The 21,674-nt window shown below is 72.6% G+C and carries 18 protein-coding genes; 12 read left to right on the plus strand and 6 right to left on the minus strand.

Features of this window, described 5'->3' with window-relative positions; translation table 11 throughout:
* Nucleotides 1-40 precede the first annotated feature (40 nt).
* From IE308_RS30115 to IE308_RS30140, 6 genes are all read left to right on the plus strand, one after another.
* The gene (locus IE308_RS30115) at nucleotides 41-2,893 is read left to right on the plus strand and encodes a DEAD/DEAH box helicase (RefSeq protein WP_190220338.1); all 2,853 of its coding nucleotides are present in this window, start codon (nucleotides 41-43) and stop codon (nucleotides 2,891-2,893) included.
* Nucleotides 2,894-3,147: 254 nt separating this feature from the next.
* Nucleotides 3,148-4,794 carry an ATP-binding protein gene (locus IE308_RS30120; RefSeq protein ID WP_190220339.1) on the plus strand — a complete coding sequence of 549 codons (1,647 nt, stop codon included), beginning with the start codon at nucleotides 3,148-3,150 and terminating at the stop codon, nucleotides 4,792-4,794.
* Entirely contained in the window at nucleotides 4,791-5,198 is a 408-nt protein-coding gene (locus tag IE308_RS30125; RefSeq protein WP_110627034.1) for a roadblock/LC7 domain-containing protein, read from the plus strand. Before IE308_RS30120 ends, IE308_RS30125 begins: the two co-directional genes overlap by 4 nt.
* Nucleotides 5,195-5,617, plus strand: a complete 423-nt coding sequence (locus tag IE308_RS30130) for a DUF742 domain-containing protein (RefSeq protein WP_110627033.1) — start codon at nucleotides 5,195-5,197, stop codon at nucleotides 5,615-5,617. The genes IE308_RS30125 and IE308_RS30130 overlap by 4 nt, the downstream gene beginning before the upstream one ends.
* 92 nt (nucleotides 5,618-5,709) lie before the next feature.
* The gene (locus IE308_RS30135) at nucleotides 5,710-6,324 is read left to right on the plus strand and encodes a GTP-binding protein (protein ID WP_110627032.1); all 615 of its coding nucleotides are present in this window, start codon (nucleotides 5,710-5,712) and stop codon (nucleotides 6,322-6,324) included.
* A gap of 37 nt (nucleotides 6,325-6,361) precedes the next feature.
* On the plus strand, nucleotides 6,362-7,861 hold the full coding sequence (locus IE308_RS30140) for a cytochrome P450 (RefSeq protein WP_110627031.1): 1,500 nt from the start codon (nucleotides 6,362-6,364) through the stop codon (nucleotides 7,859-7,861).
* Between the two features lie 13 nt (nucleotides 7,862-7,874).
* On the opposite strand, the gene IE308_RS30145 is transcribed toward IE308_RS30140, so the two are convergent.
* The 3 genes from IE308_RS30145 to IE308_RS30155 form a co-directional block, all read right to left on the minus strand.
* Nucleotides 7,875-8,825, minus strand: a complete 951-nt coding sequence (locus tag IE308_RS30145) for an RluA family pseudouridine synthase (protein WP_190220340.1) — start codon at nucleotides 8,823-8,825, stop codon at nucleotides 7,875-7,877.
* 91 nt (nucleotides 8,826-8,916) lie between these two features.
* The gene (locus IE308_RS30150) at nucleotides 8,917-9,762 is read right to left on the minus strand and encodes a siderophore-interacting protein (RefSeq protein WP_190220341.1); all 846 of its coding nucleotides are present in this window, start codon (nucleotides 9,760-9,762) and stop codon (nucleotides 8,917-8,919) included.
* A 150-nt stretch (nucleotides 9,763-9,912) separates the two neighbouring features.
* Nucleotides 9,913-10,818, minus strand: coding sequence for a 5'-3' exonuclease (locus IE308_RS30155; RefSeq protein WP_190220496.1), 906 nt, complete (start codon nucleotides 10,816-10,818; stop codon nucleotides 9,913-9,915).
* Nucleotides 10,819-11,043: 225 nt separating this feature from the next.
* On the opposite strand from IE308_RS30155, the gene IE308_RS30160 reads away from it, so the two are divergent.
* The 4 genes from IE308_RS30160 to IE308_RS30175 all read left to right on the plus strand — a co-directional run bounded on the left by IE308_RS30160 (nucleotide 11,044) and on the right by IE308_RS30175 (nucleotide 16,504).
* Nucleotides 11,044-12,144 (plus strand): quaternary amine ABC transporter ATP-binding protein, encoded by a 1,101-nt coding sequence (locus tag IE308_RS30160; protein ID WP_190220342.1) that lies wholly within the window; start codon nucleotides 11,044-11,046, stop codon nucleotides 12,142-12,144.
* Nucleotides 12,137-14,752, plus strand: coding sequence for an ABC transporter permease/substrate binding protein (locus IE308_RS30165; protein WP_190220343.1), 2,616 nt, complete (start codon nucleotides 12,137-12,139; stop codon nucleotides 14,750-14,752). The genes IE308_RS30160 and IE308_RS30165 overlap by 8 nt, the downstream gene beginning before the upstream one ends.
* Before the next feature lie 466 nt (nucleotides 14,753-15,218).
* A complete protein-coding gene (locus tag IE308_RS30170; protein ID WP_110627025.1) occupies nucleotides 15,219-15,788 on the plus strand; it encodes a helix-turn-helix domain-containing protein in 570 nt (189 codons plus the stop codon).
* The gene (locus IE308_RS30175) at nucleotides 15,785-16,504 is read left to right on the plus strand and encodes a helical backbone metal receptor (protein ID WP_190220344.1); all 720 of its coding nucleotides are present in this window, start codon (nucleotides 15,785-15,787) and stop codon (nucleotides 16,502-16,504) included. The genes IE308_RS30170 and IE308_RS30175 overlap by 4 nt, the downstream gene beginning before the upstream one ends.
* On the opposite strand, the gene IE308_RS30180 is transcribed toward IE308_RS30175, so the two are convergent.
* On the minus strand, nucleotides 16,416-17,552 hold the full coding sequence (locus IE308_RS30180) for a TDT family transporter (RefSeq protein WP_190220345.1): 1,137 nt from the start codon (nucleotides 17,550-17,552) through the stop codon (nucleotides 16,416-16,418). The genes IE308_RS30175 and IE308_RS30180 overlap by 89 nt on opposite strands.
* 71 nt (nucleotides 17,553-17,623) lie before the next feature.
* On the opposite strand from IE308_RS30180, the gene IE308_RS30185 reads away from it, so the two are divergent.
* Nucleotides 17,624-18,646, plus strand: a complete 1,023-nt coding sequence (locus IE308_RS30185) for a LysR family transcriptional regulator (RefSeq protein WP_229909255.1) — start codon at nucleotides 17,624-17,626, stop codon at nucleotides 18,644-18,646.
* Between the two features lie 23 nt (nucleotides 18,647-18,669).
* Here the strand turns inward: IE308_RS30185 and IE308_RS30190 are convergent, their stop codons facing one another.
* Together IE308_RS30190 and IE308_RS30195 are read right to left on the minus strand one after the other, a co-directional pair.
* Complete coding sequence (locus IE308_RS30190; protein ID WP_190220346.1) at nucleotides 18,670-19,362, minus strand: gamma-glutamyl-gamma-aminobutyrate hydrolase family protein; 693 nt, start codon at nucleotides 19,360-19,362, stop codon at nucleotides 18,670-18,672.
* Nucleotides 19,363-19,447: 85 nt separating this feature from the next.
* Entirely contained in the window at nucleotides 19,448-20,182 is a 735-nt protein-coding gene (locus IE308_RS30195) for a FadR/GntR family transcriptional regulator (protein WP_190220347.1), read from the minus strand.
* Between the two features lie 127 nt (nucleotides 20,183-20,309).
* Here IE308_RS30195 and IE308_RS30200 point away from each other — a divergent pair, with 127 nt between their 5' ends.
* Nucleotides 20,310-21,671 carry a glutamine synthetase family protein gene (locus IE308_RS30200; protein WP_110627020.1) on the plus strand — a complete coding sequence of 454 codons (1,362 nt, stop codon included), beginning with the start codon at nucleotides 20,310-20,312 and terminating at the stop codon, nucleotides 21,669-21,671.
* Nucleotides 21,672-21,674 lie beyond the last annotated feature (3 nt).

Here is a 21,674-nt window from a genome sequence, read left to right on the forward strand (position 1 = left end):
CGCGCTGTTCAGCGCGGTGTCCGGGACGCTGATCCGCATAATGATCGTCCTGTTGTCAGTGGAGCCCGGTACGCTCGAAAGCACGATGACAGAGGACCTCTCACCGGCCGAGCGGTACGCGGCAGCCCGCAGGCGCGCTGCCGAGCAGGCCACCGCGCTCGCGTCCTTCCGCGAGATGTACGACTTCGGCCTCGACCCCTTCCAGATCGAGGCCTGCCAGGCACTTGAGGCCGGGAAGGGCGTGCTGGTCGCCGCGCCCACCGGCTCCGGCAAGACGATCGTGGGCGAGTTCGCCGTCCACCTGGCCCTGCAGCAGGGCAAGAAGTGCTTCTACACGACACCCATCAAGGCGCTGTCGAACCAGAAGTACGCCGACCTGTGCCGCCGCTACGGCACGGAGAAGGTCGGCCTCCTCACCGGAGACAACAGCGTGAACTCCGGCGCCCCGGTGGTCGTGATGACCACCGAGGTCCTGCGGAACATGCTGTACGCCGGCTCCCAGACGCTGCTCGGCCTCGGCTATGTGGTCATGGACGAGGTGCACTACCTCTCCGACCGCTTCCGCGGCGCGGTCTGGGAGGAGGTGATCATCCACCTGCCCGAGTCGGTGACCCTGGTGTCGCTGTCCGCGACCGTCTCCAACGCCGAGGAGTTCGGCGACTGGCTGGACACCGTCCGCGGCGACACCGAGGTGATCGTCTCCGAGCACCGGCCCGTGCCGCTGTTCCAGCACGTGCTCGCCGGACGGCGGATGTACGACCTGTTCGAGGAGGGCGAGGGCCACAAGAAGGCCGTCAACCCCGACCTGACCCGGCTGGCCCGGATGGAGGCGACCCGCCCCTCCTACCAGGACCGCAGACGCGGCCGGTCCATGCGCGAGGCCGACCGGGAGCGGGAGCGCCGCCAGCGCTCGCGGATCTGGACGCCGAGCCGGCCCGAGGTCATCGAGCGCCTCGACGCCGAGGGCCTGCTGCCCGCCATCACCTTCATCTTCAGCCGCGCCGCCTGCGAGGCGGCCGTCCAGCAGTGCCTGTACGCGGGCCTGAGGCTCAACGACGACGCCGCCCGCGAGCAGGTCCGCGCCCTCGTCGAGGAGCGCACCGCCTCCATCCCCACCGAGGACCTCCACGTCCTCGGGTACTACGAGTGGCTCGAGGGCCTGGAGCGCGGCATCGCCGCCCACCACGCGGGCATGCTGCCGACCTTCAAGGAGGTCGTGGAGGAGCTGTTCGTGCGCGGCCTGGTGAAGGCCGTCTTCGCCACCGAGACCCTCGCGCTCGGCATCAACATGCCCGCCCGCTCGGTGGTCCTGGAGAAGCTCGTCAAGTGGAACGGCGAGCAGCACGCCGACATCACCCCCGGCGAGTACACCCAGCTCACCGGCCGCGCCGGCCGGCGCGGCATCGACGTCGAGGGCCACGCCGTGGTGCTGTGGCAGCGCGGCATGAGCCCCGAGCACCTCGCGGGACTGGCCGGCACGCGCACCTATCCGCTGCGCTCCAGCTTCAAGCCGTCGTACAACATGGCGGTCAACCTGGTCGAGCAGTTCGGCCGGCACCGCTCGCGTGAGCTGCTGGAGACGTCCTTCGCACAGTTCCAGGCCGACAAGTCGGTCGTGGGCATCTCCCGGCAGGTGCAGCGCAACGAGGAGGGGCTCGCGGGCTACAAGGAGTCCATGACCTGTCACCTCGGCGACTTCGAGGAGTACGCGCGGCTGCGCCGCGAACTGAAGGACCGCGAGACCGAGCTGGCCCGCCGGGGCGCCGCCCAGCGGCGCGCCGAGGCCGCCGTCGCGCTGGAGCGGCTCAAGCCGGGCGACGTCATCCACGTCCCCACCGGCAAGTACGCGGGCCTCGCCCTGGTCCTCGACCCGGGCCTGCCCGCCGGCCGCTCCAACGGCCACCGCGGCTTCGAGCACCACGACGGGCCGCGCCCGCTGGTGCTCACCGCCGAGCGGCAGGTCAAGCGGCTCGCATCGATCGACTTCCCGGTCCCGGTCGAGCCGCTGGAGCGGATGCGGATCCCGAAGTCGTTCAACCCGCGCTCGCCGCAGTCCCGCCGCGACCTCGCCTCGGCGCTGCGCACCAAGGCCGGGCACATCCCGCCCGAGCGGCAGCGCAAGCGGCGTGCCGAGGCCGCCGACGACCGGGAGATCGCCCGCCTGCGCAAGGCCCTGCGCGCCCACCCCTGCCACGGGTGCAGCGACCGCGAGGACCACGCCCGCTGGGCCGAGCGCTACCACCGGCTGCTGCGCGACACCAGCCAGCTGGAGCGCCGTATCGAGGGACGTACGAACACCATTGCGCGCACCTTCGACCGCATCGTGGCGCTGCTGACCGAACTGGACTACCTGCGCGCCGACGAGGTCACCGAGCACGGCAAGCGCCTCGCCCGGCTCTACGGCGAACTGGACCTGCTGGCCAGCGAATGCCTGCGGGCCGGCGTCTGGGAGGGCCTGGCCCCGGCCGAACTGGCCGCCTGTGTCTCGGCGCTGGTGTACGAGGCCCGGGTCGGCGACGACGCGATGGCGCCCAAGCTGCCCTCCGGCAAGGCGAAGGCCGCGCTCGGCGAGATGGTGCGGATCTGGGGCCGGCTGGACGCCCTGGAGGAGGAGTTCCGCATCAGCCAGACCGAGGGCGTCGGCCAGCGCGAGCCCGACCTCGGCTTCGCCTGGGCCGCCTACATGTGGGCGTCCGGCAAGGGCCTCGACGACGTGCTGCGCGAGGCGGAGATGCCGGCCGGTGACTTCGTGCGCTGGTGCAAGCAGGTCATCGACGTGCTCGGGCAGATCCAGGCGGCCGCGCCCGGCGAGAACTCGACCGTGCCGAAGGCCGCGCGCAAGGCGGTCGACGGTCTGCTGCGCGGCGTCGTCGCCTACTCGTCCGTCGGCTGACACCCTCTCCACGAAGCCGGTCACCCTTTGCGGTGACCGGCTTTCGTACGTCCGTACGCCGTGACACACCGTGTGCGAGTGGAGCCGCAGCGTGTAAATGGGGCCGAGCGTACTCCTGCCCCGGAGCCGTTTCAGGCGGTTCCCGAATATGACACGGCGATGATCCGCTCGGACTAAGCTCGCCCGCAGCGCACCGAGTTGAGATGTATTCGGGCACTTGTTCCCCAAATCTTCCGAAATCCCAGAGGGTTCACATGGTGAGAGTCCAATCCCCTCCTGGTAGCCGCGAACTCCCTGACGCGCGCGTGCTGCTGCTGCCCGCCATAGCGATGGCCGCGGCGACCGGAGCCGCCGTCGCCCTGGTGGCGCAGCCGGCCCGGACCGCCGTCGGCCTGTGCGGCGCCCTCGCCACGCTGCTGGTCCTCACGACGGCCGCCGAGGCGGTGCGCCGCGGGCGTCTGCTGCGGACGGCGCGGGCCGAACACGCCCGGCGCGTCGCGTACCTGGAACAGCGCGTGGCCTCCCACGAGGAGGACAACGAACGCCTCGCCCGGGAGCATCTGCCCGCCGCGATCGACCGGATGCACCGGGGAAACTCCCCGAGAGAGGTACTGCGTCAACTCTCCCTGGAGAATCCACACTTCCGGGCGCTCTCCCCGGCGCAGCTCGAAGTCATCAAGACCCTGCTGCGCATCGTCGAGTTCGAGGAGGCCCTGCGGGACTCCTCGCAGCGCTCCTTCGTCAGCGTCGCCCGCCGCGTGCAGGCCATCGTCCACCAGCAGGCCAAGGAACTCCGGGAGATGGAGGAGGACCACGGCCGCAACCCCGAGGTCTTCGACGACCTGCTGCGCATCGACCACGGCACCTCGATGATCGGCCGCCTCGCCGACTCCGTCGCCGTCCTCGGCGGCGGCCGGCCCGGCCGCCAGTGGCCGCTGCCCGTGCCGCTCTACAGCGTGCTGCGCGGCGCGATGTCGCGCATCCTCGAATACCCGCGGATCTCCCTCGACAACATCGCCAAGGTCAACATCCGCGGCATCTCCGTCGAGCCGGTCATCCACGCCTGCGCCGAACTCCTCGACAACGCCACCCGCTACTCGCCGCCGACGACCAAGGTCCACGTCACCGCCACCGAGGTGCAGACCGGCATCGCCATCGAGATCGAGGACTCCGGCGTCAGCCTCACCGAAGAGGCCAGGCTGCGCCTGGAGGAACTGATCGAGCAGGCCAAGCGGGCCGAGGACCTTCAGGCCATCAGCGAGGCCCCGCGGCTCGGCCTCGCGGTCGTCGGCCGTCTGTGCACCGCGTACAAGATGCAGATCTCCCTGCGCCCCTCCGCGTACGGCGGCACCAAGGCGGTCCTCGTCGTGCCCCGCGAGATGGTCACCTCCGACCCCGCGCCCGGCTACGCGCACGGCATCGGCGCCACCTCGCTGCCCACCGCCGACACCGACGGCGTCGAGGGCCCCAAGCGCCCGCCCAAGCGCCGCCGGCCCACCAACCCGCGCATCCCGGCCGACATCTCCCTCGACGACGACGAGGTGCCGATCGTCACCGAATGGACCGACAAGGGCCTCCCGCAGCGCCGCCGCAAGATCCAGACGCCGATCAGCGAGCGCATCATCGCGCAGTACCGCGAGGAGGCCGAGGCCAAGCGCGAGGGCCGGCCGACCGTCTGGGAGCAGCACCAGGCCCGGCAGGAGGCGGAGGCCGCCAGGACCGAGGTCAAGAAGGACGACCGGCCGCCCGGCCTGTGGGTGGAGTCCTTCTGGGAGGGCCTGCGCAAGGGCCTGCCCGAGGGCGCCGACCCCACCGAGTTCACCCGCCACCCCGAGAAGTTCACCTACCTGATCAACGACACGGCCCGCCCCGAGGCCGAGGACGAAGGGGATCTCACGTGATCCAGCAGCGACAGAACTTCGACTGGATGCTCAGGGATCTGTACAACAGCGCGCCCGGCATCGAGATGATCGTCGTGCTGTCGGCCGACGGCCTGCGCATCGCCCGGTACGGCGGCGACCCCGACGCCGCCGACCGCGTTGCCGCGGCCTGCGCGGGCATGCAGAGCCTGGTCACCGCGGTCGCCGACGAGATCCCCGCCACCGACGGCGAGATGAAGCTCGTCCTCGTCGAACTCAACGGCGGCTACTTCTATCTGATGGCCGCCGGCGCCAACGCCTACCTCGCGGTCCTGTCGGACATGGTGTGCGAACCCGGCCTGATGAGCCACTACATGCGCGACCTCGTCGTCCGCATCGGCGCCCACCTGACCAGCCCGCCCCGCCGCAACGGGCAGAGCGTATGACGCCTCCGCAACGCCAGAGGCGCCGGCCCGAGCCGCCCCCTCCGCCCCCGCCGTCGCCACGGCAGCAGCCGGCCGCGGCCGGGCAGGAGGAAGAGCCGAAGAAGCCGGAACGGCTGTACACCATCACCGGCACGGACGGCGACCGTGCCCAGCTCGACCTGGTCACGTTAATCGTGGCGCGCGCCGACCCGCCCTCCTCCGCCACCCCGGAGGAGACCGCGGTGCTGCGGCTGTGCGCCGGCCCGCTGTCCGTCGCCGAGCTGTCCGCCTACCTGAGGCTGCCGTTCAGCGCGATGACCGTGCTGCTCACCGACATGCTGGCGGCCGGAACCGTGCACGCCCGCGCCCCGATCGTGCGCCAGACGCTGCCCGACCGGTCCCTCCTGGAAGCGGTGATGCATGGACTGGAACGGCTCTGACGACGTGACCGACACCGCACCAGGCACCCCGCACCGCAGCGCCCGCGCAGGGCGCCGCGGCCGGCGGGCACTGCACGTGAAAGGCACCGCAGGTGAAAGCCTCTGAGACCGTCCCCGGACCACGGGCCGAGGACCAGCTGCCCCACTCCACCCAGGCGGCCGCGAAGATCGTCATCGTGGGCGGCTTCGGCGTCGGCAAGACGACCATGGTCGGCTCGGTCAGCGAGATCAAACCGCTGACCACCGAGGAGACCATGACCCAGGCCGGCATCGGAGTCGACGACGACTTCGGTTCCGCCACCAAGACCGCCACCACCGTGGCGATGGACTTCGGCCGCATCCGCATCTCCGACGAGGTGGTGCTGTACCTCTTCGGCACCCCGGGCCAGGAACGCTTCTGGTTTCTGTGGAACGGCCTGTTCGAGGGCGCGCTCGGCGCCGTCGTCCTCGTCGACACCCGCCGTCTGGAGGTCAGCTTCGAGGTCATGGGCCGGCTGGAGGAGCGCGGCGTGCCCTTCGTGGTCGCCGTCAACACCTTCCCCGACGGACCCCGCTACGCCGTCGAGGACCTCCGCCAGGCGCTCGACCTCACACCCGAGATCCCCATCATCGAGTGCGACGCGCGCCGCCGCGCCTCCAGCCGCGACGTGCTGGTGACCCTGATGCGCTTCCTGCACGCGCTGATGGCGAACGGCAACCTCACCTGACCCCCCTGACACCACCACAGCTCCCGGAGCGACCCCCGTGACGCCTGAACACCCCGGAACGACCACGGACGACCCCGCCCTCGCCCCACCGCCGGGCTGCCCCGCCCACGACCGAGGGCCGGGCGGGCTGACCCGGCTGTACGGCCCCGGCGCGGAGAACCTCGGCGACCTGTACGAGGAACTGCGCGAGGAGCACGGCGCCGTGGCGCCCGTCCTGCTCCACGACGACGTACCGATGTGGATCGTCCTCGGCCACGCCGAGAACCTGCACATGGTGCGCACGCCCACGGAGTACTGCCGCGACAGCCGCATCTGGACCCCGCTGAGAGAGGGCCGGATCAAACCCGACCACCCCCTGATGCCGCACATCGCGTGGGAGCCGATCTGCTCCTACGCCGAGGGCGAGGAGCACCAGCGGCTGCGCGGCGCGGTCATGCGTGCCATGTCCACCATCGACCACCGCAGCCTGCGCCGGTACATCAACCGCTACACCCAGCGGCTCGTCAACCGGTTCTGCGAGAAGGGCCACGCCGACCTGGTCAGCCAGTTCTCCGACCACCTGCCGATGGCCGTGATGTGCGAGATCCTCGGCCTGCCCGAGGAGTACAACGACCGGATGGTGCAGGCCGCCCGCGACATGCTCAAGGGCACCGAGACCGCCATCGCGAGCCACGCCTACGTCATGGAGAAGCTCGGCGAGCTGACCGCCCGGCGCCGCAAGGAGCTGGACGAGGACTTCGCCAGCCAGCTGATCAGCCACCCGGCCGGCCTCACCGACGACGAGGTCACCAAACACCTCTGGCTGGTGCTGATGGCGGCCTACGAGGCCACCGCCAACCTGCTGGCCAACGCGCTGCGCATGGTCATCACCGACGACCGCTTCTACGCCCGGCTCAACGGCGGCCAGATGACGGTCATGGAGGCGGTCGAGCAGTCCCTGTGGGACGAACCGCCCTTCAGCACCGTCTTCGCCTACTACGCCAAGCAGGACACCGAGCTGGGCGGCAAGCGCATCCGCAGGGGCGACGGGCTACTGTTCGCGCCCGCCGCCGGCAACATCGACCCGCGGGTACGGCCCGACCTGAGCGCCAACATGAAGGGCAACCGCTCCCACCTCGCCTTCGGCGGCGGCCCGCACGAGTGCCCCGGCCAGGACATCGGCCGTGCCATCGCCGAGGTCGGTGTCGACGCGCTGCTGATGCGGCTGCCCGACGTCCAGCTCGACTGCGAGGAGGAGGAGCTGGGCTACCGCGAGTCGATCTCCTCCCGGCATCTGATCGAGCTGCCGGTGCGGTTCGACCCCAAACCGCAGCAGGACGTCATGGCGGCCCCGAGCCACGGCTCGGTCGCGCCGCCCCGGCCGCCGTGGCAGGTCAGCGACATCATGGCGGACTCCTCGCCGGCCGGGCCGCTGCCGGACCCGGAGCCCGAACGGCCCGTGGAGCCGCGGCTGCCCGTCGTGCCCGCCCCGGTCGCGGAGCCGGAGCGCCCGCTCGGTGCGTGGCGGCGGTTCCTGCGCTGGTGGCGCGGCTACTGACGGCCGCGGCCGGTCACCCGGCGGCCCAGTCGGCGTACGACGACCACGCCGCGAGGGTGCGCGTACTGCGGAAGCGGTGCTCCGCCCCCGTCACCGGATCGGTGAACTCCAGCTCCCGCGCGAGCAGTTGCAGCGGGCGCCGGAAGTCGCCGGCCGGGACGGGGGCGGCCACCTCCGGGTACAGCGGGTCGCCCAGCAGCGGAACGCCGAGGGCGTTCATGTGCACCCGCAGCTGATGGGTCTGGCCGGTGGCCGGCAGCAGCCGGTAGCGGGCCAGGCCGTCGGCGCGGTGCTCGGCCAGCTCGATCCTGCTGACCGCGTTCGGCTCACCGGGCACCTCGCGGGCGGTCAGCTCCCCGCGCTCCTTGACGATCCTGCTGCGCACGGTCGCGGGCAGCGCGAGCGAGGGGTCGTACGGCGCCACCGCCTCGTACGCCTTGCGCACCCGCCGGTCGCGGAACAGCGTCTGGTAGGCGCCGCGTTCCCCGGGGCGCACGGTGAACAGCACCAGCCCGGCCGTCAGCCGGTCCAGCCGGTGCGCCGCGGTCAGCGTGGGCACGTCCAGGTCCCGGCGCAGCCGGGCCAGCGCGGTCTCGGTGACATGGCTGCCGCGCGGGGTGGTGGCGAGGAAGTGCGGCTTGTCGGCGACGACGATGTGCTCGTCCCGGTACACCACCTCGATTGCGAACGGCACCGGGGCCTCCGGCGGCAGCTCGCGGTGGAACCACACGAACATGCCCGGCACGAACGCCGCGTCCGGCGCCACCGGCCGCCCGTCGGCGCCGACGATCAGCCCCGCGTCGAACATCCCCTCGACGACACCGGGCCCGGCGCCGCTGAGTCGCTCGACCAGATGGTCCCGCACGGTCGCCCAGCTCCCCGTGCCGGGCAGCCGCACGCGCACGGGATCGACACCGTGGCGCTGGGGGAGGGGGGAGGGCGGTGCGGGCGTGCGGCGTCTCATCGGGGTCCAGGGCCGGGGATCCGGGATAACGGCGGTCGGCGCCGCCCGGCGGTACGGCGTCCCGCCGCCGCCCAGGGTACGGCGCCCGGCGTCACGCGGCCGACGCGGTGCCCTCCTGCTCGGCCTCCACGCGGGCGTTCCACTCCCGCTTCGAGGCCTGCCAGCCGTCCTCGGTGTGGCCGAGACGCCAGTAGCCGGAGATGGACAGGTCCTCGCGGGCCACCTCGCGCTCCACCCGCAGCAGCCGGCGCAGCTCCTTCACGCAGTGCGCCTCGCCGTGCACGAACGCGTGCACCCGGCCCGCCGGGAACTCCAGCGCGCGCACGGCCTCCACGAGCCGCTCCCCGAGCCGCCGGTCGCCGCGGTGCAGCCAGACGATGTCCACGTCGGAGTCGATCTTCTGCTCCTCCTCCGGCCCGGCCACCTCGATGAACGCATGGGCGACGGCGCCCTCGGGCAGCGCCTCCAGCGCGGCGGCGATCGCGGGCAGCGCACTCTCGTCACCGGCGAGCAGATGCCAGTCGGCGCCCGCGTCGGGGGCGTACGCGCCGCCGGGGCCCATGAAGCGGATCGTCTCGCCCGGCCGGACCCGCGCCGCCCACGGGCCTGCGAGGCCCTCGTCGCCGTGGAGCACGAAGTCCAGCGTCAGCTCGCGGTGCTCCGGGTCCCAGGAGCGCACGGTGTACGTGCGGGTCACCGGCCACTGTTCGCGGGGCAGCTCCGCGCGGATCCGCTCCAGGTCGAACGGCTCCGGGTAGGTGACGCCCTCCGGCGCGAACAGCAGCTTGACGTAGTGGTCGGTGCAGGTGCCCGCCGTGAACTCGGCCAGTCCCTCGCCGCCGAGGACCACGCGCTGCATGTGCGGGGTCAGCCGCTCCGTGCGCACGACCTGCGCCGAGTGGGTCCTGCGCGGCCCGCGTGCCGGACGTTCTGCCATGACGGCCTCCCATGCGCTCCATGCTTAGGCTTACCTAAGTTAGCATCTCTCGCCCAAGTGAACGCCTTTCCGATCAGAAGTCCGTGAGGTGCCCCTCGGTGACCGACTTCCCGAGGGGCGGCGGAGCAGTCCCCCCGGCGGCACGCTTGGCTACGCGCCCAGGGTGGTCAGCAGCCGCTCCAGTGACCCGCCCAGCCCCCAGCGCACCGCCAGCTCCCGCAGCGCCGCCGGGTCGCGCGGGGCGTGCGGCAGCGCCGTGTCGACCTCGGGCAGCGGGACGTCGTCGGCGACCTTCACCACGCGCGGCGCCACGGCGACGTACGGCCGCGCCTCCCTCAGCCGGGTGCGCTGCGACGGCGTCAACTTCGCCTTCGGATCGTCCACGGCCGCCATGATCCCGGCCAGGTCACCGAACTCGGCCAGCAGCTTCGCCGCCGTCTTCTCGCCGATGCCGGGCACGCCCGGCAGGCCGTCGCTCGGGTCGCCGCGCAGCAGCGCCAGGTCCGCGTAGCCGGGGCCGTCGACGCCGTACTTCTCGCGCAGCATCGCCTCGTCGGTCGTCTGGAGCGTCCCCACGCCCTTGAGCGGGTACAGCACCCGCACCCCGCGCGCGTCGTCCACCAGCTGGTACAGGTCGCGGTCGCCGGTGACGATGTCGACCGGGCCCTTCGCCCGCGCGGTGAACGTGCCGATCACGTCGTCCGCCTCGTACCCCTCGACGCCGACGCGGGCGATGCCGAGCGCGTCCAGGACCGCCTCGATCACCGGCACCTGCGGCGACAGCGTGTCCGGCACCTCCTCCTCGTCCGGGCCCGCCGCGTGCTCCTCGGCCACCCGGTGCGCCTTGTAGGAGGGGATCAGCTCCACCCGCCACTGCGGCCGCCAGTCGGCGTCCATGCAGGCCACCAGGTGCCCCGGCCGGTGGTCCTTCACCAGGCGGTCGATGAAGTCCAGCAGCCCGCGCACGGCGTTCACCGGCGTGCCGTCCGGGGCCTTCACGGACTCCGGGACGCCGAAATAGGCGCGGAAGTAGAGCGAGGCGGTGTCGAGGAGCATCAGTCGTCCGGTCACGTTCGCATCATGCCGCACGGCACCGACAGCGGCCGTCGCGGTGCAACGCGTTGCGTCAGGCGCACCGCCGTGAACTGGCCCACTTGTGCGTTTGTGCCGGGGGCAAGAGGGCAGGCGCCGCGTCGGAGCGATGCCGGTTGCACATTCAACCGTCTGGACGGGCGCAGCGGGCCTCGCTCCTGTCGTTGTCGTCGAGACCAAGAGGTACCTGTGTCATCAAGGCTGGAGGCCGAGCATCTGTACAAGGTGTTCGGGAGACGACCCCAGGAGGCAGTCCGACGGCTGCGCGACGGAGCCGACCGCGAGCAGCTGCGCGCGGACGGCACCACCGCCGCCGTCATCGACGCCTCCTTCACCGTCGACCCGGGCCAGATCTTCGTCGTGATGGGCCTGTCCGGGTCCGGCAAGTCCACGCTGCTGCGCATGCTGAACGGACTGCTGGAGCCGACCGCGGGCCACGTCCGCTTCGACGGACAGGACCTCACCGCGCTCTCCGGCCGCGAGCTGCGCAAGGTCCGCTCGACCAAGATCAGCATGGTCTTCCAGCACTTCGCGCTCTTCCCGCACCGCAGCGTCCGTGACAACGCCGCCTACGGCCTGGAAGTGCAGGGCGTGCCCCGCGCCGAGCGCGAACGCCGCGCCGACGAGGCGCTCGCCCTGTGCGGCCTGGCCGGCTGGGAGAAGTCCTGGCCCGACGAGCTGTCCGGCGGCATGCAGCAGCGCGTGGGCCTCGCCCGCGCCCTGGCCACCGACGCCGACCTGCTGCTGATGGACGAGTCCTTCAGCGCGCTGGACCCGCTGATCCGCCGCGACATGCAGGACCAGCTGCTGGAACTGCAGAAGACGCTGAAGAAGACCATCGTCTTCATCACGCACGACCTCAACGAGGCCATGCGGCTCGGCGACCGCATCGCCGTCATGCGCGACGGCCGCATCGTGCAGACCGGCACGGCCGAGGACATCCTCGTGCGCCCCGCCGACGACTACGTCGCCTCCTTCACCCAGGACGTCGACCGCTCCCGCGTGCTGACCGCCGGTGCCGTCATGGACCGCGACGTCCGCGGCGACGAGGCCGACTGCGCCTGTGAGACCGCCACCCCCGACACACCGTTCACCGAGCTGTGCGCGATCAGCGCCCGCGTCCCGCACGCCGTCGCGGTCCTGGACGGCCGGCGGGACGGCCGGCGCAAGCTCGTCGGCGTCGTGCCGCGGCAGCGCCTCGTCGGCTTCCTCGGCGACGAGCAGGGCACCCCCGGCACCTGCGAGAACCGGCGGGACAAGGGCGGGGAGAAGGTGGTCGTCCATGCCTAGGATCCCCCTCGGCGACTGGGTCAACGACGCGGTCGACTGGCTGCTGAACCACGTCTCCTGGCTCTTCGAGTTCCTCAAGACCGTCTTCACCGGCGCCTACGACGCCCTCGAAGCCGTCCTCCAGGCGCCCGAGCCGCTGCTGCTCGCCGGCATCCTCGCCGTGCTCGCCTTCTGGCTGCGCGGCACCCTCGCCGGAGTCCTCACCTTCGTGGGCTTCGCCTTCATCGACTCCCTCGACCTGTGGGACGACGCGATGGTGACCCTCGCGCTCGTCCTCGTCGCCACCGTCATCGCCCTGGTGATCTCGGTGCCCGTGGGCATCTGGGCCGCCCGCTCCGACCGGGTCAGCGCCCTGGTGCGGCCGGTGCTCGACTTCATGCAGACGCTGCCCGCGATGATCTACCTCATCCCGGCGATCCTGTTCTTCGGCACCGGCGCCTCCGCCGGCATCGTCGCCACCCTGATCTTCGCGCTCGCCCCAGGCGTGCGCATGACCGAGCTGGGCATCCGCCAGGTCGACCGGGAACTGGTGGAGGCCGCCGAGGCCTTCGGCACCACGCCCCGCGACACCCTGCTGCGGGTCCAGCTGCCGCTGGCGCTGCCCACCGTCATGGCCGGCGTCAACCAGGTCATCATGCTCGGCCTGTCCATGGCCGCGATCGCCGGCATGGTCGGCACCGGCGGCCTCGGCGGCGACGTCAACGAGGCCATCGGCCAGCTCGACGTGGGCCTCGGCTCCGAGGCCGGTGTCGCCATCGTCATCCTCGCGATCTACCTCGACCGCATGACCAGCGCGCTGGGCACCCAGGTCTCCCCGCTCGGCCGCCGCGCCGCCGCACGCGCGCGTGCCGCCGCGGGCGGACTGCGGATCTGGTCCTACCGGCCCCGCCCCCAGATCGCCATGGTCGGTGTCGTCGTCCTCGGCCTCGTCGCCGGCGGCATGGGCGTGTTCGGCGGCTCCGGCAGCGCCCCCACGGCCGTCACCGGCGGCAAGGACGTCGGGCAGGGCAAGAAGGTCACCATCGGCTACATCCCCTGGGACGAGGGCGTCGCCTCCACCTACCTGTGGAAGGAGATCCTCGAACAGCGCGGCTACCAGGTCGACGCCAAGCAGTTCGACGCCGGACCGCTCTACACGTCCCTCGCCTCCGGCAACGTCGACTTCCAGACCGACGCCTGGCTGCCCACCACCCACGCCCAGTACTGGAAGAAGTACGGCGACCGCCTGGACGACCTGGGCACCTGGTACGGCCCCACCTCCCTGGAGCTGACCGTCCCGGCGTACATGAAGGACATCGACACGCTGGCCGACCTCAAGGGCAAGGCGGCCCGGTTCGGCGGGAAGATCACCGGCATCGAGTCCAGCGCCGGCGAGACCGCCCTGCTGAAGAGCAAGGTCCTCAAGGCGTACGGCCTGGACCAGGAGTACAAGGTCGTCGACAGCTCCACCCCGGCCATGCTGGCCGAGCTGAAGCGGGCCTACGGCAAGAAGGAACCGATCGTCGTCCCGCTCTGGTCGCCGCACTGGGCGTACAACGACTACGACCTGAAGAAGCTGAAGGACCCCAAGGGCGCCTGGGGCAAGGGCGACGGCGTGCACACCCTCGCCCGCCAGGGCTTCGCCGGCGACAACCCCGTCGTCGCGAAGTGGCTGAAGGGCTTCAAGCTCGACGAGAAGCAGCTCACCAGCCTCGAAGCCGAGATCAACAAGGCCGGCAAGGGCAAGCAGCAGGACGCCGTGCGCGCCTGGCTGAAGAAGAACCCCGGCCTCGTCGACAAGCTCGCCCCCGTGCCCGGCGGACAGGCCGCCGCCGAGACGAAGCGGCCCGTCGACGTGGCCTGGTTCCCCTGGGACGAGGACGTCGCCGTCACCCACCTGTGGAAGCACGTGCTGGAGCGCCGCGGCTACCGGCTGAACCTGAAGCAGATGGACGTCGGCCCCGTCTACACCGGCCTCGCCTCCGGCGACCTCGACGTCAACTTCGACGCCTGGCTGCCGTACGCGCAGGCCAACTTCTGGGACAAGAGCAAGGACCGGCTGAAGGACCTCGGCTCCTGGTACTCGCCCACCTCCCTGGAGATCGCGGTGCCGTCCTACGTCAAGGACGTGAAGTCCCTCGCCGACCTCAAGGGCAAGGCCGACCGGTTCGACGGGAAGATCATCGGCATCGAGCCCGGCACCGGCGAGATGAACCTGCTCAAGACCAAGGTCCTGCCCGGCTACGGCCTGGACAAGGAGTACAAGGTCGTCGACGGCTCCACCCCGGCGATGCTCGCCGAACTCAAGCGGGCCTACGCCGAGAAGGAGCCCGTCGCCGTCGTCCTGTGGTCACCGCACTGGGCGTACAGCCGGTACGACCTCACCAAGCTGACCGACGACAGGAAGCTCTTCGGCGAGGGCGACACCATCCGCACCATCGCCAACGAGGAGTTCCCCGAGCGCTACCCCCAGCTCACGAAGTGGATCAAGAACTTCCGGATGAGCGAGGACGAGCTCGGCAGTCTGGAGGCCGAGATCCAGCGCCGCGGCCAGGGCCACGAGGACGAGGCCGTCACCGCCTGGCTGGAGCACCACCCGGACATCCCCGGCCGGATGACCCGGCAGTAGCCGCGGCAGCCGCCGCGCCCCCATCCCCCGAGGGGTGGGCCGCCCACGCCCCCTGACCGCGTGGCCCGGCCCGCCCCTCGGGTCGTTCCTGGACAGACGCGGCCAGCCCTAAGGGCGCGCCAAAAGGGCACGGCAAGGATCCGGCCAACCACGCAGAGCGATGCCCTCGCCGGAGCCCGGGCCGGCACCGGCGCGGGAACACGGGCGATGCCGTGCGCATTGAACCGAACAGGGGACCCGGTGACCCGGAGGAGGGTGAGGCCGGTGCCGATCAGCTGGCGCGAACTGTGAGGTCGTAGCGCCCCCAGCGTGTCCTCGATGTGACAGGCGCATGAAACGGTTTGCCGAACATGCGTAGGGTGCAGAGAACTCCTCAGAAGCGGTGCACCCCGCAACCGATGCACGAACAACGACCCAACCCCGACCAACCCCGACCGAACGACGAGCGAAGGAGGGAGCCGGAGCGATGGGCGACCACAAAGAACAGCCCCTGCGCGTGGGCGCGGCCGTGCGGCGACGGCGCCGGGCCCTGGAGCTCACCCTCGCCGTCGTCGCCGCACGCAGCGGCCTGTCCGTGCCCTTCCTGAGCCAGGTGGAGAACGACCGGGCCCGGCCCAGCCAGAGCTCGCTGGAGCGGGTGGCCGACGCGCTGCGCACCACCGCCGTCGAACTCCTCGCCGCCGCCGACCCGGCGTGCAGCGTCGACGTCGTCCGCGCCGAGCCCGGCGAGCCCGGCCCCGAGCCGCGGGTACGGTCCCTGGTGCGCGGTCACCACCAGATGCACGCCCAGGAGTTCACCGGCGACCACGACGCCGGCCGCGAGTTCCAGTTCCGCAACGACCAGCTGATGTACGTCGCCGAGGGCGCCGTCGAGATCGAGGCCGAGGGCCGCGCCTACCGGCTGGGCCGCGGCGACAGCCTCTACCTCACCGGCGGGGTACGGCACCGCTGGCGGGCCACCGTCTCCGACACCCGGCTCGTCGTCGTCGCCGTCGCCGAGCACATCGAGGCGGTACGGGACCGGCCCCGGCCGTGAGGGTCGTCTCCCTGGTGCCGTCGCTGACCGAGGCGGTGGCCGCCTCGGCGCCCGGGGTCCTGGTCGGCGCGACCGACTGGTGCAGCCACCCGGCCGGCCTCGACGTCGCCCGCGTCGGCGGCACCAAGAACCCGAAGACGGAGCGGATCCTCGCCCTCGCCCCCGACCTCGTCCTCGCCAACGAGGAGGAGAACCGCGCCCCCGACCTCGCCGAGCTGCGCGCGGGAGGCGTGGAGGTGCTGGTCACCGAAGTGCGCGGGGTGCCGCAGGCGTTCCGCGAACTCGACCGGGTCGTCGCCGCCTGCGGGGTGCGCGGACGGCCGCGCTGGCTCGACGAGGCGGAGGCCGCCTGGCAGGCGCCGGTGCCGTCCGAGGGCCGTACGACCGCCGTGGTGCCGATCTGGCGGCGGCCCTGGATGGTGCTCGGCCGGGACACCTTCGCCGGAGACGTCCTCGCCCGCCTCGGCGTCGACCACCTGTACCGCGGCCACCCCGACCGCTACCCGCGCGTCCCCCTGGAGGAGCTGCGGGCCGCGGCACCGGACCTGGTCGTGCTGCCCGACGAGCCCTACCGCTTCTCCGCCGACGACGGACCCGAGGCCTTCCCCGGACTGCGCTGTGCGCTGGTCAGCGGGCGGCACCTGACGTGGTACGGGCCGTCACTGACCGAAGCGCCACGGGTGCTGGGCGCGGCGCTGCGAGCAGTGCGCCGCTGAGCAGCCCGCGGACCGTGCCCGCCGCCGCGGCGACCCACGCGGCCACCAGCACGCCGTACAGGACCACCGCGAGACCGTCGAAGACGGCCAGCCCGGTGTGCCGGGACAGCGCCTCCGCGCCCGTGACGCAGGTGCCGACGGGGAAGGTGAACGCCCACCACGTCATCGCGAACCGCATCCCGTCCCGGCGGGCCCGCAGCACATGCGCGGTCGCCAGGCACAGCCACAGCAGCGCGAAACCCATGACCGGTACGCCGTACAGCACCGCGAGCGCGGAGAAACCGTCCGCGGTGGCGCCGGGCACGACCCCGGGGGCGGTGTCCGCGAACCTGCCGACCGCGGTCGTGGACTGCCCGAGCGGACCGAGCACCAGGAACAGCGTCGGGGTCAGGGCGAGCGGCAGCGGGCCGCCGGTGACCAGCCGGGCGAAGACCAGCGGCAGCATCAGCAGCACCGCCAGCAGACTCAGCCCGAACAGGGCGACACACGCCAGCAGCAGCGTCTCGCGGGGCTGCCCCGCCGGAAGGTGCGGCACCAGCGACGGACCGACCGCCGCGGCCACCATCGGGGCGACCAGCGGCAGCAGCCACACCGGCGAGGCCTGCGCGGCGTCGAGCCGGTGCCGCGCCGGGTGGTGTACGGCCATCAGGTACGGCACCGCCACCGCCGCCGTCAGCGCGGTCACCGTCCCCGCGCCGAACAGCACGGCGTCCACGGCGACGGCCGCCCGGGCGCCGATCCAGTCGCGGCCGACGGTGAGCGTGCCGCCGCCCACCGCCAGCAGGGCCATCGCCAGGCAGCCGTAGAACGGGGCGACCGCCGGGTCGAGCAGATGGGCGCGGGCCTGGTCCCGGTGGTGCCGCCAGTGCAAGGCACGGGCGGCGAGCAGGGCCACCAGCATCAGCAGCGACAGGGCCCACACGGCGGTGCACACGGTGCGCAGACCGGGCAGGGGCACGGGGAGCGCGGCGCCGGCGGTGGCGACGACGGCGGTGCCCATGACGGCGGCGTACCAGTTGGGGCCCAGGTGACGGACTGCGGTGACCATGCTTCCCACGGTCGCGGACCGGCGGGGCTCCCACCAGGGAGGACGCGTCTATGAGGGCATAAACTGGCCTTATGAGCAGCGGTGCGAGCGGGGCGAGGGGCACGTCGGGTACGTCGGGCGGGACGGGCGGAACCGGCGGCGCGGGAGCCCCGCCCGGCGGGTCGCTGGCGCACCGGGTGCCCGATCTGGGGGCGCTGGAACTGCTGCTCGCCGTGGCCCGGCTGGGCAGCCTCGGCGCCGCCGCACGCGAGGTCGGCATCACCCAGCCCGCCGCGAGCAGCCGTATCCGCTCGATGGAACGCCAGCTCGGCGTCGCCCTGGTCGACCGCTCGCCGCGCGGCTCCCGGCTCACCGACGCCGGCGCGCTGGTCACCGACTGGGCGCGGCGGGTCGTGGAGGCCGCGGAGGCCTTCGACGCCGGGGCGCAGGCGCTGCGCGACCGCCGCGACTCGCGCCTGCGGGTCGCCGCCAGCATGACCATCGCCGAGTACCTGCTGCCCGGGTGGCTGCTCGCGCTGCGCGCCCAGCGGCCCGACACCGCCGTGTCGCTGCTCGCCGGGAACTCCGCGGCGGTCGCCGAGCGGCTGCTGGCCGACGAGGCGGACCTGGGGTTCGTGGAGGGGCTGACCGTGCCGGGCGGGCTGGACTCCGTGGTCATCGCCCAGGACCGGCTCATCGTCGTCGCGGCACCCGGGCACGCCTGGGCGCGGCGCCGGCGGCCGGTGCCGGCCGAGGAGCTGGCGGCCACGCCGCTGATCCTGCGGGAGAAGGGCTCCGGGACACGGCAGGTGCTGGACGCCGCGCTGGGCGGGGTCGGGCTGGGGCTGGCCCGGCCGCTGATCGAGCTGTCCTCGACGACCGCGGTGAAGGCGGCGGCGGAGAGCGGGGCCGGGCCGGCGGTCCTGAGCGAGCTGGCGGTGGGGGAGGAGCTTGGGATGCGGCGGCTGGTGAGCGTGCCGGTGGACGGGGTGGCGCTGGGGCGGGCACTGCGAGCGGTGTGGCCGGCGGGGCGGCGGCCGGCGGGGCCGGCGCGGGACCTGCTGTCGCTGACGCGCTCGCGTCTGCCCACCCGCCCACCGGACTCGGTCGGCTGAGGGGCCACCGTCCCCCGGGGCGGTCAGCTGAGACCCGCCGCCTCCACCAGCGCCCGCATCACCCTCTCGTCCTCTCCCATCTCCGGATGCCACTGCACGCCCACCACCCAGCCCTCCCGCTCGGGGAGTTCGATCGCCTCCACCGTGCCGTCCTCCGCGTGGGCCGACGCGAGCAGGCCTCTGCCCAGGCGGTCCACGCACTGGTGGTGGTAGGTGGGGACCGAGGTCTCCTCGGGGACCAGGGCGGCGTAACGGGTGCCGGGGACCGGCTTGACCAGGTGGCGGCCGAAGACGCCGGGCGTCCCGACGTGGCCCTCGATGTGCTGGGTGAGCGTGCCGCCCAGCGCCACGTTCAGCACCTGCATGCCCCGGCAGACACCCAGCAGCGGCAGCCCGGCCGCCAACGCCGCCTCCGTGAGCGCCAGTTCCCACGCGTCCCGCTCCCGGGCCGGCGCACCCGTGCGCGGGTGGCGCTCGGCGCCGTAGTGGACGGGATCCACGTCGGGGCCGCCCGCGATCACCAGGCCGTCCAGGCGGGCCACCGTCGCGGCGGCCCGGGCCGGGTCGTCGGGCGGGAGCATCGCGGCCAGGCCGCCCGCCCGCTGGACCAGCCGCGGGTAGCCGGCCGGCAGCAGCGCCGCCTCCAGCTCCCACACCCCCCAGCGCGTCCCGGACTCCAGGTACGTGCTCACCCCGATCAGCGGCCTGTCAGCCATGCCACGCGCCCTCCTCCCGCTCCGTCCCTACCCAATGGAACACCTGCGAACCTTTGTGCATGCCGCCCTGCGTCCGGCACGCCCCTCAGGTCAAAAACCCCCGCAGCAGCGCCGCCGTCCCCGCGCAGTGCTCCCGCATGATCTCCCGTGCCCCGTCCGCGTCGCCGTCGAGAACCGCCTCCACCAGCGCCGTGTGCTGGCGCTGCGAGTGCTCCAGATTGCGCACCAGCAGGGGGATGCAGTCCAGGAGGTCGTTCACCGTGGCCCGTACCGCCGCGTACTGGGCCGTGAGCGACGGTGAGCCGCTCAGTTCGGCCAGGGTGAGGTGGAAGAGCGTGTCGCGGCGGCGGTAGTCGGACAGGGGCGCCTCGTGCGTGCCGTCCAGGGCCCGGCGCAGCCGCTCCGCCTGCTCCCTGGTCAGCCCGTGGCCCGCGCACAGGTCCGCCGCGCCCACCTCCAGCACCTCCCGGAACCGCAACACGTCCTCGACGTCGACCTCGGCGATCCGCCGGCGCAGCTCGGCCGCCCCGGGCGTCTCGGTGCGCGACAGCACGAACGTGCCGCCGTAGCGGCCCCGCCGGGACTCCACCAGCCCCTGGTCCTGGAGGACCTTCAGCACCTCCCGCAGCGTCACCCGGCTCACCCCCAGCCGCTCCGCCAGCTCCCGCTCGGCCGGCAGCCGCCCGCCCGCCGGCACCAGACCGAGGCGCACGACCTGGAGGATCTGCTCCAGCGCCTCCTCGAAGCCGTTGCCCGCCCGCACCGGCCGCAGCACGGGCGCGAGACGGTCCGCCGCGCCGCGCCTCGATCCCTCCGGCATGCCGTCGCGCCCCCTTCCCAACCAATGGTTCCCGGCAATACCTTAAGTCTCCCGGCCCGGCCCCAGGCCGTGTCCGCAAAGTCGGACACGACCTGGCAGCGCACCGACGCCCGTAGGAGGCCCTCCCGTGGCAGACCGCACCGCCCCGCTCGGCGTCGAGGAGCTGCACGCCCTCGTCGCCGGCGGTGAGATCGACACCGTCGTCCTGGCCTTCCCCGACATGCAGGGCCGCCTCCAGGGCAAGCGGTTCGCCGCCCGCTTCTTCCTCGACGAGGTGCTCCGGCACGGCACCGAGGGCTGCAACTACCTCCTCGCCGTCGACGCCGACATGAACACCGTCGACGGGTACGAGATGTCCTCCTGGGAGCGGGGATACGGCGACTTTGCGATGCGGCCCGACCTCGCCACCCTGCGCCGCGTGCCCTGGAACCCCGGCACGGCCCTGGTGATCGCCGACCTCGCGTGGGACGACGGCTCGCCCGTCACCGCCGCGCCCCGCCAGATCCTGCGCCGCCAGCTGGACCGCCTCGCCGGTCTCGGGCTGACCGCGCAGGTCGGCACCGAGCTGGAGTTCATCGTCTTCCGGGACACCTACGAGCAGGCCTGGGACGCCGGCTATCGCGGCCTCACCCCGGTCAACCAGTACAACGTCGACTACTCCATCCTCGGCACCGGCCGCATCGAGCCCCTGCTGCGGCGGATCCGCAACGAGATGGCGGGCGCCGGGCTGACCGTCGAGTCCGCCAAGGGCGAGTGCAACCCCGGACAGCACGAGATCGCCTTCCGCTACGCCGAGGCCCTCGTCACCTGCGACCAGCACGCGATCTACAAGACCGGCGCCAAGGAGATCGCCGCGCAGGAGGGCGTCTCGCTCACCTTCATGGCCAAGTACAACGAGCGCGAGGGCAACTCCTGCCACATCCACCTCTCCCTCGCCGACGCCGCCGGGACCAACGCCATGGCGGCAGACGGCGGCGGCATGTCCGACCTCATGCGGCACTTCCTCGCCGGACAGCTCGCCGCGCTGCGCGAGTTCACCCTGCTGTACGCCCCGAACATCAACTCCTACAAGCGGTTCCAGCCGGGCTCCTTCGCCCCGACCGCCGTCGCCTGGGGCCACGACAACCGCACCTGCGCGCTGCGCGTCGTCGGCCACGGCCGCTCCCTGCGCTTCGAGAACCGGTTGCCCGGCGGCGATGTCAACCCGCACCTCGCCGTCGCCGCGATGGTGGCGGCCGGCCTGCACGGCGTCGAGCACAAGCTGGAGCTGCCCGAACCCTGCCCCGGCAACGCCTACACCGCCGGCTACGCGCACGTCCCCACCACCCTGCGGGAGGCCGCCGAGCTGTGGGAGAACAGCGCCCTGGCCAAGGCCGCCTTCGGGGACGACGTCGTCGCGCACTACCGCAACATGGCGCGGGTCGAACTGGACGCCTTCGACGCCGCGGTCACCGACTGGGAGCTGCGCCGCTCCTTCGAACGCATGTGAGGC

The sequence above is a fragment of the Streptomyces griseosporeus genome, assembly GCF_014656055.1.
Lineage (GTDB): Bacteria > Actinomycetota > Actinomycetes > Streptomycetales > Streptomycetaceae > Streptomyces > Streptomyces griseosporeus.

Bases quoted from the DNA above. Each gene is read 5' to 3' on its own strand.
- IE308_RS30130 (WP_110627033.1), top strand. From the start codon at position 5,195: ATGACGCCTCCGCAACGCCAGAGGCGCCGGCCCGAGCCGCCCCCTCCG.
- IE308_RS30145 (WP_190220340.1), bottom strand. From the start codon at position 8,825: ATGAGACGCCGCACGCCCGCACCGCCCTCCCCCCTCCCCCAGCGCCAC.
- IE308_RS30180 (WP_190220345.1), bottom strand. From the start codon at position 17,552: ATGGTCACCGCAGTCCGTCACCTGGGCCCCAACTGGTACGCCGCCGTC.
- IE308_RS30170 (WP_110627025.1), top strand. From the start codon at position 15,219: ATGGGCGACCACAAAGAACAGCCCCTGCGCGTGGGCGCGGCCGTGCGG.
- IE308_RS30190 (WP_190220346.1), bottom strand. From the start codon at position 19,362: ATGGCTGACAGGCCGCTGATCGGGGTGAGCACGTACCTGGAGTCCGGG.
- IE308_RS30195 (WP_190220347.1), bottom strand. From the start codon at position 20,182: ATGCCGGAGGGATCGAGGCGCGGCGCGGCGGACCGTCTCGCGCCCGTG.
- IE308_RS30185 (WP_229909255.1), top strand. From the start codon at position 17,624: ATGAGCAGCGGTGCGAGCGGGGCGAGGGGCACGTCGGGTACGTCGGGC.
- IE308_RS30120 (WP_190220339.1), top strand. From the start codon at position 3,148: ATGGTGAGAGTCCAATCCCCTCCTGGTAGCCGCGAACTCCCTGACGCG.
- IE308_RS30150 (WP_190220341.1), bottom strand. From the start codon at position 9,762: ATGGCAGAACGTCCGGCACGCGGGCCGCGCAGGACCCACTCGGCGCAG.
- IE308_RS30155 (WP_190220496.1), bottom strand. From the start codon at position 10,818: ATGCTCCTCGACACCGCCTCGCTCTACTTCCGCGCCTATTTCGGCGTC.
- IE308_RS30165 (WP_190220343.1), top strand. From the start codon at position 12,137: ATGCCTAGGATCCCCCTCGGCGACTGGGTCAACGACGCGGTCGACTGG.
- IE308_RS30115 (WP_190220338.1), top strand. From the start codon at position 41: ATGATCGTCCTGTTGTCAGTGGAGCCCGGTACGCTCGAAAGCACGATG.